General features: G+C 44.8%; 16 protein-coding genes. 7 read left to right on the forward strand and 9 right to left on the reverse strand.

Translation table 11 applies throughout. From position 1 onward, the window contains the following. Positions 1-249: 249 nt before the first annotated feature. The 3 genes from ACMN7X_RS02415 to ACMN7X_RS02425 are packed head-to-tail and all read left to right on the forward strand — an operon-like array spanning position 250 to position 2,714. Entirely contained in the window at positions 250-1,494 is a 1,245-nt protein-coding gene (locus ACMN7X_RS02415; RefSeq protein WP_418745910.1) for an amidohydrolase family protein, read from the forward strand. A 26-nt stretch (positions 1,495-1,520) separates the two neighbouring features. Then, positions 1,521-2,195 (forward strand): nucleoside recognition domain-containing protein, encoded by a 675-nt coding sequence (locus tag ACMN7X_RS02420; protein ID WP_418745911.1) that lies wholly within the window; start codon positions 1,521-1,523, stop codon positions 2,193-2,195. A gap of 12 nt (positions 2,196-2,207) precedes the next feature. After that, positions 2,208-2,714 carry a nucleoside recognition domain-containing protein gene (locus tag ACMN7X_RS02425; protein WP_418745912.1) on the forward strand — a complete coding sequence of 169 codons (507 nt, stop codon included), beginning with the start codon at positions 2,208-2,210 and terminating at the stop codon, positions 2,712-2,714. Positions 2,715-2,797: 83 nt separating this feature from the next. On the opposite strand, the gene ACMN7X_RS02430 is transcribed toward ACMN7X_RS02425, so the two are convergent. The 6 genes from ACMN7X_RS02430 to ACMN7X_RS02455 form a co-directional block, all read right to left on the reverse strand. Next, positions 2,798-3,427 carry an AAA family ATPase gene (locus tag ACMN7X_RS02430; RefSeq protein ID WP_418745913.1) on the reverse strand — a complete coding sequence of 210 codons (630 nt, stop codon included), beginning with the start codon at positions 3,425-3,427 and terminating at the stop codon, positions 2,798-2,800. Between the two features lie 11 nt (positions 3,428-3,438). Further along, complete coding sequence (locus tag ACMN7X_RS02435) at positions 3,439-4,149, reverse strand: ABC transporter ATP-binding protein (RefSeq protein WP_418745914.1); 711 nt, start codon at positions 4,147-4,149, stop codon at positions 3,439-3,441. A 12-nt stretch (positions 4,150-4,161) separates the two neighbouring features. After that, positions 4,162-4,920, reverse strand: a complete 759-nt coding sequence (locus ACMN7X_RS02440; RefSeq protein ID WP_418745915.1) for an ABC transporter ATP-binding protein — start codon at positions 4,918-4,920, stop codon at positions 4,162-4,164. A 1-nt stretch (position 4,921) separates the two neighbouring features. Beyond that, on the reverse strand, positions 4,922-5,863 hold the full coding sequence (locus ACMN7X_RS02445; protein WP_418745965.1) for a branched-chain amino acid ABC transporter permease: 942 nt from the start codon (positions 5,861-5,863) through the stop codon (positions 4,922-4,924). Positions 5,864-5,902: 39 nt separating this feature from the next. Next, complete coding sequence (locus tag ACMN7X_RS02450) at positions 5,903-6,790, reverse strand: branched-chain amino acid ABC transporter permease (RefSeq protein ID WP_418745916.1); 888 nt, start codon at positions 6,788-6,790, stop codon at positions 5,903-5,905. Between the two features lie 253 nt (positions 6,791-7,043). Next, a complete protein-coding gene (locus tag ACMN7X_RS02455; protein ID WP_418745917.1) occupies positions 7,044-8,261 on the reverse strand; it encodes an ABC transporter substrate-binding protein in 1,218 nt (405 codons plus the stop codon). Between the two features lie 140 nt (positions 8,262-8,401). Between ACMN7X_RS02455 and ACMN7X_RS02460 the strand changes: the two genes are divergently transcribed. Then, positions 8,402-9,967 (forward strand): amidohydrolase, encoded by a 1,566-nt coding sequence (locus tag ACMN7X_RS02460; RefSeq protein WP_418745918.1) that lies wholly within the window; start codon positions 8,402-8,404, stop codon positions 9,965-9,967. 3 nt (positions 9,968-9,970) lie between these two features. After that, on the forward strand, positions 9,971-10,414 hold the full coding sequence (locus tag ACMN7X_RS02465) for an HD domain-containing protein (RefSeq protein WP_418745919.1): 444 nt from the start codon (positions 9,971-9,973) through the stop codon (positions 10,412-10,414). A gap of 68 nt (positions 10,415-10,482) precedes the next feature. Here ACMN7X_RS02465 and ACMN7X_RS02470 read toward each other — a convergent pair whose 3' ends face one another. Both ACMN7X_RS02470 and ACMN7X_RS02475 read right to left on the reverse strand, forming a co-directional pair. Further along, positions 10,483-10,701 (reverse strand): type II toxin-antitoxin system HicA family toxin, encoded by a 219-nt coding sequence (locus ACMN7X_RS02470; RefSeq protein WP_418745920.1) that lies wholly within the window; start codon positions 10,699-10,701, stop codon positions 10,483-10,485. Further along, on the reverse strand, positions 10,680-11,105 hold the full coding sequence (locus ACMN7X_RS02475; RefSeq protein WP_418745921.1) for a hypothetical protein: 426 nt from the start codon (positions 11,103-11,105) through the stop codon (positions 10,680-10,682). Before ACMN7X_RS02475 ends, ACMN7X_RS02470 begins: the two co-directional genes overlap by 22 nt. Positions 11,106-11,436: 331 nt before the next feature. Between ACMN7X_RS02475 and ACMN7X_RS02480 the strand changes: the two genes are divergently transcribed. Together ACMN7X_RS02480 and hydG are read left to right on the forward strand one after the other, a co-directional pair. Continuing rightward, positions 11,437-11,682, forward strand: a complete 246-nt coding sequence (locus ACMN7X_RS02480) for a TM1266 family iron-only hydrogenase system putative regulator (RefSeq protein ID WP_418745922.1) — start codon at positions 11,437-11,439, stop codon at positions 11,680-11,682. A 19-nt stretch (positions 11,683-11,701) separates the two neighbouring features. Further along, complete coding sequence (hydG, locus tag ACMN7X_RS02485) at positions 11,702-13,120, forward strand: [FeFe] hydrogenase H-cluster radical SAM maturase HydG (protein ID WP_418745923.1); 1,419 nt, start codon at positions 11,702-11,704, stop codon at positions 13,118-13,120. 72 nt (positions 13,121-13,192) lie between these two features. Here hydG and ACMN7X_RS02490 read toward each other — a convergent pair whose 3' ends face one another. Then, positions 13,193-13,603, reverse strand: a complete 411-nt coding sequence (locus ACMN7X_RS02490) for a DUF234 domain-containing protein (RefSeq protein WP_418745924.1) — start codon at positions 13,601-13,603, stop codon at positions 13,193-13,195. Positions 13,604-13,700 lie beyond the last annotated feature (97 nt).

The raw sequence follows: 13,700 nt of genomic DNA on the forward strand, positions 1-13,700 counted from the left end.
TATACTATATTAACCGTTACAAAAGTGCTACATATCTTGTCATTTTTATAAACAATTGTCAAATTGCACACATTAATATTATTATTTTAAAAATTTAAGTTTGTTATGTGTATAAAATTACTTAATTTGTATACAAAAAAAATGCTCATAAAAAAATATCCGCATGTTTTTTTATGTTACATTCTTGTTGCACATTTGTTATAAGCCATCCGATAAAATTATTCCTATAAATATATAGGAGGGATAAAAATGTCAAAAGTACTTATTTGCGGAATGTTGTTTGACGCAACAGATGGACAGATTAAAACGAATCAGGCGGTGTACGTTGAAGGCAATAAAATTGTTGATGTCATCAGTGCTGAAGGTATTTCGTTTAATGATGATGAAATCATTGATCTCAGCGACAAATTTGTTATGCCGGGTTTAATCGATGCGCACGTGCATATCGGATATGCGGCCGGTAAAGCCATTACTGAGAGAACAGAAGCACCCGAAGTGGTTGTGACGAAAGCTGTCCGCAATGCCCGTGAGAACCTGAAAGGTGGATTTACAACCGTTCGTGATATGAATTTTCCAACAGTTACCGGAAGTCCTGCTATCAGAGATGCAATTAACCAGGGTTGGATGCCGGGGCCAAGAATATTTTCCTGCGGACACGCAATTACGCAAACAGGAGGACACACAGCTATCACATATACGCAAGAACGCTTTGGACAGTTGGTTCCAAAACCAATTGGTACATGTGACAGCCCGGATGAAGTTCGTACAGCTGCAAGAACCATGTTAAAATTCGGGGCCGATCAGCTGAAACTTATGGTGACCGGAGGTGTAACCAGCCCAAGCGGCGCTGTAGGCGCGCAAAACATGAGTTATGAAGAAATCGTTACCGCTGTAGAGGTTGCTAAAATGCATGATTGCTTAGTTTCCGTCCATGCACACGGTACATCCGGAATTCTGGATTCTGCAAAGGCCGGTGTCAGCTCCATCGAACATTGTACAATGGCAAATGAAGAGTGTGCCGATTATATGGAAAAAAATAATATAGTCGCTGTTCCTACATTAATTGTTATTCAGTTACTTGCCAATGGGGCAGATAAAGGGGTTGCCGAATCAACGGTGGAAAAAGCAAAATTCTTAGCTCCTTTGCACGCCAAAAACATTCGTATGTTATACGAACGTGGCATACGCTGTGTATTTGGAACAGATTCCGGAACACCATTGGGTATTCACGGACATCAACATGCAGAATTCAGTTATATGCTGAACGCAGGCATCTCCAAAGAGGACGTGCTGCTCTCTGCAACACGATATGCTGCAGAATTAATTCGTTGGGATGACAAGCTGGGAAGCATAGAGACAGGAAAATTAGCAGATATCATTGCCATTGACGGCAACCCGATGAATGATATGGGTGTGATGCACCGTGATAATATTTCTTTTATTATGAAAGATGGCGTTATCTATAAAGATAAAGGGTTATTTTTCCATATTTGATTCTAATAAGGAGGTTTATCTTTAATATGAGTAATAAAAAAAGTAACTTTGGAAACAACACTGCATTACAGGTTGGTATCGGCGGATATATCGCCCTTATTGCTGCAATTATATTCTTTTCAGGGCTTTTACAAAATCAGGAAAGCTTTATAAAATTCTTTGATTATACGAACGTTCTTGGCGCATTCGGTGGTTTGGGTTCCCTTTCAGAAGGTGCCGGTACACTTGCGTCAAACTTCCGCGGCACCGGCGGCTCGGGAGCCCGTGACGGTTTTTTATTCTCGTTAACACTGACTCCTGCGGTTATGCTGGCACTCGGTGTTGTAAAGGTTGTTGAAGATTATGATGGATTAAAAGCAGCTCAAAAACTTCTTACCCCTATTCTTCGCCCATTGATGGGTATTCCTGGAATCTGCGGCTTGGCGTTGATCGCAACACTCCAGTCCACCGATACCGGTGCCTCAATGACAAAAGATTTGTATGACAATGGGGAAATCAATGATAATGAACGAACCATTTTTTCCATGTTCCAATTTACCGGCGGAGCTTGCCTGACAAATTATTTATCAAGCGGTGCCGCGCTCCACGGATTTTTGGAAGTGCCAATGATTCTTCCTCTTATCCTGATACTTGTTTTCAAGTATTTGGCTTCGTTTTGGGCAAGAATTTATATTAATCTTATTACAAAGAAAAAGAACTAAGGGGGATTGAAAATGAGTAACACAACTGAAAATAATGCAGCCGAGGTTGCTGCCGTTAAAAAGAAAAAAGTAAATCCAATTAATAGTTTTGTCGCAGGCGCTCGCAACGGTTTTTCAATGTCCATGAATAATATGCTTCCAAACGTATTATTTGCATTTGCTTTGATCAAAATCCTCAACCTGTCCGGGTTAACAGATCTCATCGGCTCAGTATTCGGACCTGTAATGGCTATCTTTGGACTTCCAGGTATTGCATCAACAGCGATCATCGCAGGCATACTTTCCACAGGCGGCGGTCTGGGCGCTGCAGCCAGCCTGGCACTAAACGGAGATATCAATGCCAGCCAAGTTGCAATTCTGCTGGTAGGCATTGTTATGTTTGGTTCCCTTGTGCAATATGTCGGACGTGTTTTAGGTGCCGCTGATGTTGATACCAAACATTATCCAATGCTGATTGCCATTGACTTATTAAATTCATTTTTAGCAATGTTTGTCACCAGCTTCATTGTTGGAAGATAATAAATTTTATATAGCATACATAAACCCTCTATAAAGAACTGCCGCTTTACCATAAAAAATCGTAAAGCGGCAGTTCCTCCTATTTATTTCATTTCCAATCCTCTGACTTTTGCGTAAGCCTTGATGGCTTCCACGCATCCCTCGAAGCCGAGTTTGCTGCTGTCCAGGCACAGATGATAATTCCGGGCGTCGTACCATTCCTGGCCGGTATGATATTTATAATAATCACCCCGGTATTTATCCTTTTTCTGGATGAATTTTCGCATTTCATCCTCTGTCTTGCTGTTCTTTGCCATTGCCTGCTCAAAGCAGAAATCTGCCGGAGCATGGATAAAGACGCTGATCACGTGGTCATAATCCTTCAGCACATAATCGGCGCACCGTCCGATGATGACGCAGGATTCTTCTTCGGCCAGTTGCTTGATAATTTTTGCCTGATAGTTAAATAAATTATCGGTTGAGACAAAATCATCGCTGTCCGGCGGAAGCACCTCTCCGGTATACACTTTTTTGGCAATACGGCCTAAGATGCCTGATTTCGGCTGCTCATCCGCCGCGCCGAATAATCGTTCATTAATGCCGCTCTCATCCGAGGCCAGCCGAATGATCTCCCGATTGTAAAAATGAATTCCAACATTTTCCGCCAGCATCTTACCGATGGTTTTACCGCCGCTGCCATACTGACGCGCAATGGTAATAACTGTATGACTCATGTGAACCCCTCCTATTCACCCAGGTATGCCTTCTTCACTGATTCATCATTCATCAGTTCCTTCGCATCACCCTCAAGAACAATTTTACCTGTTTCCAATACATAAGCCCGGTCTGCAATACCCAGTGCTTTTTTTGCATTCTGCTCAACCAGAAGCACTGTCGTGCCGCTGGCGCTGACTTCTTTGATGATATCAAAAATTTCATTAACAAAAATCGGAGACAAGCCCATGGACGGTTCATCCATCAGAATGATCTTCGGATGGGACATCAGCGCCCGGCCCATCGCCAGCATCTGCTGTTCGCCGCCGGATAAGGTTCCTGCCAGCTGATTCTTACGTTCTTCCAATCGAGGGAAACGCTCATAAACCATTTTCAGGGAATTTTCCACTTCATTTTTATCTTTTCGGGTATAAGCGCCCATTCTCAGGTTCTCCAAAACCGTCAATTCAGAAAATACCCGGCGCCCTTCCGGCACATGGGCCATTCCCAACGTGACTATTTTATGCCCCGGCATTTTCGTAATATTCGTCCCTTCAAATTCAACGGTTCCCGACTTTGCTTCCACAAGGCCGGTGATCGTATGAAGAATGGTTGTCTTTCCCGCGCCGTTGGCGCCGATCAGGGCGATAACCTCGCCTTCATTTACCTCAAAGGAGATTCCCTTAATTGCCTGGATAACTCCGTAATATACCTTTAAATCTGTTACTTTTAACATTGCCATGGTACTGTCCTCCTACTCGCCCAGATATGCCGTGATAACCTTCGGGTCATTCAAAACAGCCTTTGGTTCTCCATGAGCCAGCTCCATGCCAAAGTTCAGCACATAAAGATACTCACAGATACCGGATACCAGCTTCATATCATGTTCAATCAGAAGAATCGTAATATGAAATTTATTACGAATCAGCTGAATGGTGTCCATCAGTTCCTGGGTTTCATTCGGGTTCATACCGGCCGCCGGTTCATCCAGAAGCAAAAGCTTCGGTTCCGTTGCCAGCGCACGGGCAATCTCCAGCTTTCTCTGCTTTCCATAAGGCAGATTCGACGCCAAAACATCAGCCTGTCCATCCAGATCAAATACTTTCAATATTTCAAGGGCCTGCTCATCCATTTCCTTTTCTTTTTTCGAATAACTTCCAAAATGGAAAAAGCTCTCAGCCAGACTATACTGCACATGATTGTAAAGAGCCACTTTAACATTATCCAATACCGTCATTTTTGAAAACAGACGAATATTCTGGAATGTTCTCGCAATGCCCGACTTGCATATTTCTGTCGGCGTCTTTCCGACCAGATTCTCACCGTCCAGCTCAATAATTCCCTCGCTCGGCGCATATACACCGGTCAAAAGGTTAAAAGCCGTCGTCTTTCCCGCCCCGTTCGGGCCGATCAGGCCGACCAGGCTGCCCTGCTCAATACTCATATTCAGATCGTCTACGGCCCGCAGGCCGCCGAAGGAGATTCCAAGATTTTTAACTTCCAGTAAAGCCATTCTATTCGCCCTCCTTCTGAATACTCATTGCCTTTTTAAGATTCCGTTTTTCAATCATTGCCATGCGGAATTTTGAATTGTTGAAGATCATCATTGCGATCAATACGATCGCATACAACAGCATACGGAAATCCGCAGCGCCTCGAAGCACTTCCGGAAGAGCTGTCAGAATAACCGCCGCAACGATCGCGCCTTTGATGTTGCCCATGCCGCCGAGAACGACCATAACAAGAATCTCAATCGATTTATTGTAGTCGAAATTTACCGGTTTTAAGATACCGACATTATGTGCATAGAATACACCGGCCATACCGGCAAAGAAACCGGAAATGACAAAAGCCATTGTTTTTGCCTTGCTGACCTTGATTCCGATCGCTTCCGCCGCAATATAATTATCGCGCACCGCACAGATCGCACGGCCGTGTCTGGATTTTACCAGATTGGAGATAATAACAATTGTCAGCAGGACAAAGATATAAACAAATGTAAAGTTTTTATAATTACTGTAAGCCCCGATACCGGAAAGGCCCTTGGCGCCGCCTGTAAACTTCAGAGAATTAATGACCGATTTAATGATCTCGCCAAATCCCAGAGTTACAATGGCAAGATAGTCGCCCTTCAAACGCAGTACCGGCAGACCGATGATCAAACTGAACAGCGCCGCCACAGTGCCGCCGACCAACAGGCCGATGAGAAGTTCAAGCATCGGCGGAAGTTCCAGCGCATTGGTCGTCAATGCTCCGGCATAAGCGCCGATGGACATAAAGCCCGCATGTCCCAATGTTAATTCGCCGAGGAATCCGACAAGCAGACAAAGAGATACAGCCAGCATAACATTGATGCAGCAGGGAATAATAATGGACATCGCCTGGCGCCCGAGAAATCCGCCATAGATCAGGGCCATAACGATACCGTAGACGATAAGCGCTGCAATAATATTCATAATTACTGATTTATTAATTTTTTTATTCACAACAGCCACCTACACTTTCTCTGCTTTCATCTTACCAAGTAAACCGGATGGTTTCACCAATAAGACGATAACAAGCACACCGAAAACAATGGCATCTGCAAGCTGAGTAGAAATATACGCTTTGGATAAACTTTCGATGATTCCAAGCACGATTCCTCCGAGCATTGCCCCCGGAATACTTCCGATGCCTCCGAGAACCGCTGCAACGAAGGCTTTAATTCCCGGCAAAGCGCCCAATGTCGGAGACAATGATTCATACTGGCAGATAAACAGAATACCCGCCACAGCCGCTAACGCCGAACCGATCGCGAATGTCATGGAAATCGTTTTATTTACATTAATTCCCATCAGGGCTGCCGCCCCCTTATCTTCGGATACGGCACGCATAGCGCTTCCGGCCTTTGTTTTATTGATAAACCATGTCAAAATGATCATTGCGATCACCGTTACAATTAATGTAACAATCGTAATTCCGGAAATATGAATACCACCGATCTTTATCGACGGCACCTTGATCACCGACCCGAAAGGAATCGGCGTTGCCTTAAATATGATCAAAGCAACATTTTGTAAAAAGTAACTGACACCGATCGCCGTGATCAACACAGCCAGCGACGGCGCATTACGCAGCGGTTTATACGCAATCCGTTCCACCGTGATTCCGAGAACCGCACAGACAATAATGGTCAATAAAATACATACCGGCACCGGAAGTCCCAATAACGCCGCAAATACATAAAGTGCGTATGCACCTACCATAATGATGTCTCCATGAGCAAAGTTGATCATCTTTGCAATACCATATACCATGGTATATCCCAGGGCAATCAGGGCATAAATACTCCCGGTCCTCAGTCCGTTGATTAACTGTTCCACAAGATTATTAATCAGACTCATTCCCCTCCACCTTTCTATGTTTTGTATTACCGAACTTAACTATATATTTTAATATAATACTTTCTTGCTTGCAAGGATTAATGTGGAAAAATCCAATTTTTGTCAGGAAAACACGAAAAAAATAATATCCATTCGGGCGCCCCGCATGCCAGATGCTTCGCATGGGCGCGCCGCCTATGAAAAGAAGACGCCAACATCCCTATGGGGGACATCGGCGTCTCCGGCAAATCCGACATAAACCTGTCAGATAAAATTATTCATATAAAGTATAAGCACCATCGATGATCTGGATGAATTTGCTTCCTTTGTTCGGTTCACCTTCTGCTGTCCATGTGATACCATCACCTGTCAGACCGTCAACAGTGATCTCTGTCATGGCTGCGATCAGATCAGCGCTTTCGATAGAACCGGCCTGTTCCATAGCTGCTTTGATCGTATAAACAGTATCATAAGCATCTGCTGCGAACTGGTCAGGAGTTGCGCTGTAAGCTTCTTCATAGGCTTTTACGAATGCTGCTACATTTTCAGACGGGTCTGCTGCGAAGAATGGGCTCAAGAAGATAGCGCCTTCAACTGTTGCTGCATCTGTAACTGTGCCGAGAACGCCGTCCCATCCGTCACTGCCGAGGAATGGAAGTTCCATGCCCATATCCTTAGCCTGTTTTGTGATGTATGTTGCTTCCTGATAGTAAGCAGGAACAAAGATAGCTTCTGCATCTGTACCTTTGATTGTTGTTAACTGTGTATTAAAGTCAACATCTCCGCCTGTGAAAGCTTCACTTGCAACGATCTCGCCGCCTTTAGCTGCGAATTCTTCTTCGAATGCTTCTTTGATACCCATGCTGTAGTCAGACGCACTATCGTAAATAACAGCAACTTTCTTGTAACCAAGTGTTTCTGCTGCTAAATCTGCCATTGTAACACCCTGAGCCGGATCAGTGAAACAAACACGGAAAGCATTGTCATTCTTTGCACAGTCGATAGCGGAACCGGATGGTGTGATCTGAAGAATACCATCTTCTGCTGTCAGATCTGTGATAGCGATACAAGCACCGCTTGTTACGCAGCCGAGAATCGCCTGAGCGCCGTCATCCATAACAGAGTTGTAAGCCTGAATAGCTTTATCTTCGGTTGCTTCATCATCAGCGAAAGTCATAGCCAGTGTGTATGTCTTATCGCCAACTTTTACACCGCCTGCCGCATTGATCTCTTCAATAGCGATCTCAGCACCCTGTTTTACAGAGTTTCCATAAGAAGCAGCATCACCTGTCAGAGGTCCGATACCGCCGATCATGAATACTTCGCCGTCTGCTGCCGCAGCTGTTGTTTCGCCTTCAGCTGCTGTTTCGCCTTCAGCAGTTGTCTCTGCTGCTTTTGTTTCTTCTTTTTCCCCGCCGCCGCAGGCTGTGAAAGAAGCAACAACTAAAGAAGCGGCTAATGCCATGCTCAATACTTTTGTCATCTTTTTCATGTTTTATTCCTCCTTCTAATTTACGGTTTATTGTAATACCTAAACCCGGGAATTGTCAATGAAAAGTATGCCTTTTCCCCAACACTTTTTTGGAGTATAATAAAAATAACCAATTTATATTATATAAGGAGGGAAATTTTATGAAAATTTTAACCAATGGTCATTTTATATCCTGTGATGATGAAAATCACTGTTTTTCAGTGATGGGCATTGACCGGGATAAAATTGTCTATACCGGCGACACTGTTCCGGAGGAATATGCCGAATGTCCGGCCATCGATATGCGCGGCCATACCATCGTCCCGGCTTTCTCAGATACCCATATGCACTTTGAAAGCTTTGCCCTCTTCCGCACAACCGTGGATGTCCGTGATGCTGAAAATTTCGAGGAGATGGGTGAAATGCTCCGCGCATGGACGGATGCCCATCCAAAGGCCAAATTTCTGCCGGCCTACGGGTGCAGCGCCCATACGGTCGCCGAGAAACGTCTGCCTGAAATGAAGGATCTGGACGCTATGACCGATCTGCCTTTATTGATCGTAAAATATGACGGCCATGCCGCAGTGGCCAACTCAGCCCTGATCGAGCTCTTCCCGTTGGAAGTTCTGTCCGACCCGGGCTTTGATTCCGACACAGGATGGCTCTATCAGAATGCATTTTATAAAGGCGTCAATTTTATTACACAGAAAGTTTCTCCGATCACCCTGCTGCAGGGTATGCAGGATGCGGCGGAGGCCCTTGCTGAAAAGGGTATCGGCTATATTCATACCGTGGAGGGCGTCGGCTATAAAAATGATATCGATATTGATACAATAAACATTGTCCGCCGGGCGCTCCCGCAAAAATTTACCGTCTTTTTCCAGACAATGGATGTCGATAAAGTTGTGAAGCGCAAAATGACTCACATCGGCGGCTGCTTCTCTCTCGCATTGGACGGCTGCTTCGGATCAGAAGATGCGGCCCTGTCTGAGGGCTATACAAATAACCCGGAAAATAAAGGTTTTCTGGCTTACACCCAGGAAGAAGTCAACGATTTCTGCATTAAGGCCAACCGGGCCGGTCTGCAGATCACGATGCACGCCATCGGTGACGCGGCCGTAGAACAGGCTTTGAACGCCTATGAAGCCGCGCTGAAAGATTACCCGCGAAAAGATGCGCGGCACATTTTGATCCACGGGGATTTAATGAATAAAGAGGCCATCAAAAAAGCAGCGGAGCTCGGTATTACCATCGCCGTGCAGCCGGCATTTTTAGACTGGCCGCAGGAGCCGGAAGCTTATCTGGAATCCATTCTCGGCGAACGGGCAAAACAGATACTTCCGCTTCGGGATATGCTCGACGCAGGACTTCTTGTCACCTCCGGCAGCGACGCCCCTTGCACCATCCCGGATCCGATCGAAGGCATCCATATCTGCTGCAACCATCCGAATCCGGAACAGGCCCTGACGCCGATGGAAGCTTTAAAAACCTACACCATCTGGCCGGCCCGCAGTGCCTTTGACGATAATTACTATGGCAGCCTGACGCCGGGCAAAAAAGCCAACTTCCTCGTACTGGATAAGGATATCCTTTCTATTCCGAAGGAAGAAATTAAAACAACGAAGATCAAAGGCGTTTTCCTGAATGGCCGCCGTTTCCGCCCTGCGGATAAATTCTCTATTCCAAAAATGGCACAGAAGATCTGGGCGAACCGTAAAGAGGACTAAGCCATGATCTATACGCCTATGACCCGGAAGGCCATGAAGATTGCCTATGCCGCCCACGCCGGACAGACAGATAAAACCGGCGTTCCCTATATCTACCATCCGATACATCTGGCAGAAAGTATGACCGAGGAAAAGGCTGTCATCACGGCTCTGCTCCATGATGTCGCCGAGGACACGGATATAACGATTGATGATCTGGCCCGCGAGGGATTCCATGCGGATATACTGACAGCCCTGACCCTTTTGACACATAATCCGGCAGAGGAATATATGGATTACATTTCACGGCTTTCCACCTGCCCGCTGGCCCGAAAAGTCAAGCTGGCCGACCTGCGTCACAACTCGGATATTACCAGGCTGGATGCGATCGATGAAAAAACGGCCCGGCGGCTGGAAAAATACCGCCGCGCTATTCAGCTTTTGGAAGCAGTTGAAAAGGGCAGGTAAAATTTCTCTTTAAAAAATAAGACAGGCCTTCCGGGAATAACCTTTCCCTGAATTGCCTGTCTTATTTTTTATATGTGGTCATTAAAATATTCCTGCGTAACTTTCAACTGCTTTTTCAATATTTCTTTCCACATGCGTGTATGTATTTCTCCAGAACCCTTAGAGACTTTTGTCATTCGTATACTTCCGTCATCATCCACCTTCCGATAAAAGTAATGGTCCGTATCTTTATATAATTCCCAACCATCTTTATCGCAAAATCTTTTTAGTTCTTTCCATCGTGGCATTGAATACTCTCCCCTATCCGTTCCGGGCTATCCATTATTAATGCTTTAAAAATATATGGAATGTGTCCTTTTCTATTTGGACTATGGGAGTAGAAAGCATAATCATTATAATAATCTGCCGAATACTCAAGAATAGCTTTACCCAAGGCCATCTTCGCCTTTTGTTCATCCTCCCCATTTTCAATCAGATCAATCTCATTTAAAGATAAAGTAACCGAACCATCATCCTCCATATATTTCTCTGCTGTAAATTTATATGCATTTAAAATTTCTTCCATAGTTTCTAAATTGGAAAACCACATTCTATCCCGTGTACGCTTGATAAATTTAGGCTTTTCGTGAATAACACTGTCGCAAACCGAACTCCATTCTTTTCTCACCGTTGTCGCCTGTTCCATCAACATATCTATCATCTCCTTCGTGTACCTCCATCATACCAAATTATGTACATAGTGTCAACAATGTGCGCAATGTACATTTTTAGTATATGCTTTTTTTACATTAATATGCCCATTGACTTTTAAAAAAGAATCTCATATACTAAATAAAAAGGTGCGCCGCGAGATACGTCTTTCGGCAAACCATTCGGCAAATTTTATAACCCCTGCTGAACCTTAGGGTACGCCCGAAAGTGAAGATAAGGATAACTTACAGTAAAATCTATACCCTTACCCTGTCCGGCAGTTTTTTCGGACAGGGTTTTTTGGTATAAAAACCGTTGTAAATGGAGGATTTATGGATACACGTATCGCCGTCATCGGCATTATTGTTGAAAACCCGGAGGCCGCGCCTCGAATTAATGATATTCTGCATGAATATTCCCCCTATATACTCGGGCGCATGGGAATTCCTTATCCGAAGCGGGAATTATCTATTATAAGTATTGTCATTGACGCGCCGCAGAATATTATCAGTGCGCTGTCCGGCAAATTAGGCATGATTCCCGATGTAAGTACCAAAACTGTTTATTCAAAAGTATGAGAAAAAGGAGACGAAATTTATGTATGATGTGAAATCACTCAAGGCAGAAGAATTTATCAATGATGAAGAAATTCTGGACTGTCTCAGATATGCTCAGGAGAACAAAAATAATCGTAAACTCATCGATGAGATTTTAAAGAAGGCAGAAGAAATGAAAGGCGTCAGTCATCGTGAGGCCGCCGTTCTTCTGGAATGTGATCTGCCGGATGAGATTGAAAAAATGTTCCATCTGGCGAAAAAGATTAAGGACCGCTTCTACGGCAATCGAATCGTTATGTTCGCGCCGCTTTATCTGTCCAATTACTGTGTCAACGGCTGCACCTACTGTCCATATCACGCGAAAAATAAACATATTGCCCGGAAGAAGCTGACCCAGGATGAAATCCGTCAGGAGGTTATCGCCCTTCAGGATATGGGACACAAGCGTCTGGCCCTGGAAGCCGGAGAGGACCCGGTCAACAATCCGATCGAATATATTCTTGAATGTATTCACACCATTTACGGTATTAAACACAAAAACGGCGCTATCCGCCGCGTCAATGTCAATATTGCGGCCACAACCGTAGAAAACTACCGCAAATTAAAAGAAGCAGGCATTGGAACTTATATCCTGTTTCAGGAAACCTATAATAAAAAGAGTTATGAAGAACTTCATCCAACCGGCCCGAAGAGCAATTATGCCTATCACACCGAAGCTATGGACCGGGCTATGGAGGGCGGCATCGACGATGTAGGTATCGGCGTTCTTTTCGGACTCAATATGTACCGCTATGATTTTGTCGGCCTTCTCATGCACGCAGAACATCTGGAAGCGGCTCAGGGCGTCGGACCGCACACCATCAGTGTACCTCGTGTCTGTCCTGCAGATGATATCGATGTCAACGATTTCTCCAATGCCATCCCGGATGACATTTTTGAGAAAATCGTCGCCTTGATCCGTATCGCTGTTCCATACACAGGCATGATCATTTCAACCCGGGAATCACAAAAAGTGCGCGAAAAGGTACTCCAGCTCGGCGTATCCCAGATCAGCGGCGGTTCCCGCACCAGCGTCGGCGGCTATGTAGAGCCGGAACCGGAAGAAGAAAATTCCGCCCAGTTCGATGTCACTGACCGCCGCAGCCTTGACGAAGTCATCAACTGGCTGTTGGAAATGGGCTTTATCCCAAGCTTCTGTACCGCCTGCTACCGGGAAGGCCGCACCGGCGACCGCTTCATGTCCCTCTTAAAAGCGGGACAGATCTCCAACTGCTGCCAGCCAAACGCCTTAATGACCCTCAAGGAATACCTGATGGATTACGCCTCTGAGGAAACACGCAAAAACGGCGAAAAACTGATTGAAAAAGAACTGGCCAATGTGACCAGCGACAAAGTCCGCGAGATCACCCGCGAACACTTAAAAGATATCGCAGAAGGAAAACGGGATTTCCGGTTCTAAAGATTCAAAAAGCATCGAGGCTGTGGAGAGATGAACATATCAAAATTTTCCACAGCCTCATTTTATACTATTTCACAAACACATAGGTCTTTTCATTTGTCCACTTGCACTCGCCAAACAGCGCGCAATCTTTATCCACGCCCATAATGTCAATTTCCATAAATATTGCTTACAAATTTCCTCAAACACACCACCCATATAAACAGAAAGCTCCGGAGCAATGCGATTATATGCAAGTTCTACTGCGCCCCGTGAAATGATCGATATATTTTCCGGCACAATGCGATACCAAAATCGAAACATATTATCTTCAACCGAATAAATTGTCTTGCGAGTAGTTTTTTCACCATAGGGCGATTCTTTTTTTATAATACCAAGCGTCACCAGATTCTTAATATAAGATGCACACACACTTGTATCCTCACCGATTTTACCGGAAATCTCATTCACCCTGGACGAGCCCGTGGCAATCGCCGTAATCACCGCGTTATAAATCGCCGGACAAACCTGTCAATAACTTATTTACGATTTACTAATTTATATTTTACTAATTTGTGCGCCACTGCCTTGTGCAAAGCCC

The sequence above is a fragment of the Frisingicoccus sp. genome, assembly GCF_048388605.1.
Classification (GTDB): domain Bacteria; phylum Bacillota; class Clostridia; order Lachnospirales; family Lachnospiraceae; genus Frisingicoccus.

Coding starts and splice junctions, on each gene's coding strand:
- ACMN7X_RS02475 (WP_418745921.1), bottom strand. CDS start 11,105: ATGTTGATGGAACAGGCGACAACGGTGAGAAAAGAATGGAGTTCGGTT.
- ACMN7X_RS02480 (WP_418745922.1), top strand. CDS start 11,437: ATGGATACACGTATCGCCGTCATCGGCATTATTGTTGAAAACCCGGAG.
- ACMN7X_RS02455 (WP_418745917.1), bottom strand. CDS start 8,261: ATGAAAAAGATGACAAAAGTATTGAGCATGGCATTAGCCGCTTCTTTA.
- ACMN7X_RS02450 (WP_418745916.1), bottom strand. CDS start 6,790: ATGAGTCTGATTAATAATCTTGTGGAACAGTTAATCAACGGACTGAGG.
- ACMN7X_RS02430 (WP_418745913.1), bottom strand. CDS start 3,427: ATGAGTCATACAGTTATTACCATTGCGCGTCAGTATGGCAGCGGCGGT.
- ACMN7X_RS02470 (WP_418745920.1), bottom strand. CDS start 10,701: ATGCCACGATGGAAAGAACTAAAAAGATTTTGCGATAAAGATGGTTGG.
- ACMN7X_RS02435 (WP_418745914.1), bottom strand. CDS start 4,149: ATGGCAATGTTAAAAGTAACAGATTTAAAGGTATATTACGGAGTTATC.
- ACMN7X_RS02460 (WP_418745918.1), top strand. CDS start 8,402: ATGAAAATTTTAACCAATGGTCATTTTATATCCTGTGATGATGAAAAT.
- ACMN7X_RS02465 (WP_418745919.1), top strand. CDS start 9,971: ATGATCTATACGCCTATGACCCGGAAGGCCATGAAGATTGCCTATGCC.
- ACMN7X_RS02420 (WP_418745911.1), top strand. CDS start 1,521: ATGAGTAATAAAAAAAGTAACTTTGGAAACAACACTGCATTACAGGTT.
- hydG (WP_418745923.1), top strand. CDS start 11,702: ATGTATGATGTGAAATCACTCAAGGCAGAAGAATTTATCAATGATGAA.
- ACMN7X_RS02445 (WP_418745965.1), bottom strand. CDS start 5,863: ATGAATATTATTGCAGCGCTTATCGTCTACGGTATCGTTATGGCCCTG.
- ACMN7X_RS02415 (WP_418745910.1), top strand. CDS start 250: ATGTCAAAAGTACTTATTTGCGGAATGTTGTTTGACGCAACAGATGGA.
- ACMN7X_RS02425 (WP_418745912.1), top strand. CDS start 2,208: ATGAGTAACACAACTGAAAATAATGCAGCCGAGGTTGCTGCCGTTAAA.
- ACMN7X_RS02440 (WP_418745915.1), bottom strand. CDS start 4,920: ATGGCTTTACTGGAAGTTAAAAATCTTGGAATCTCCTTCGGCGGCCTG.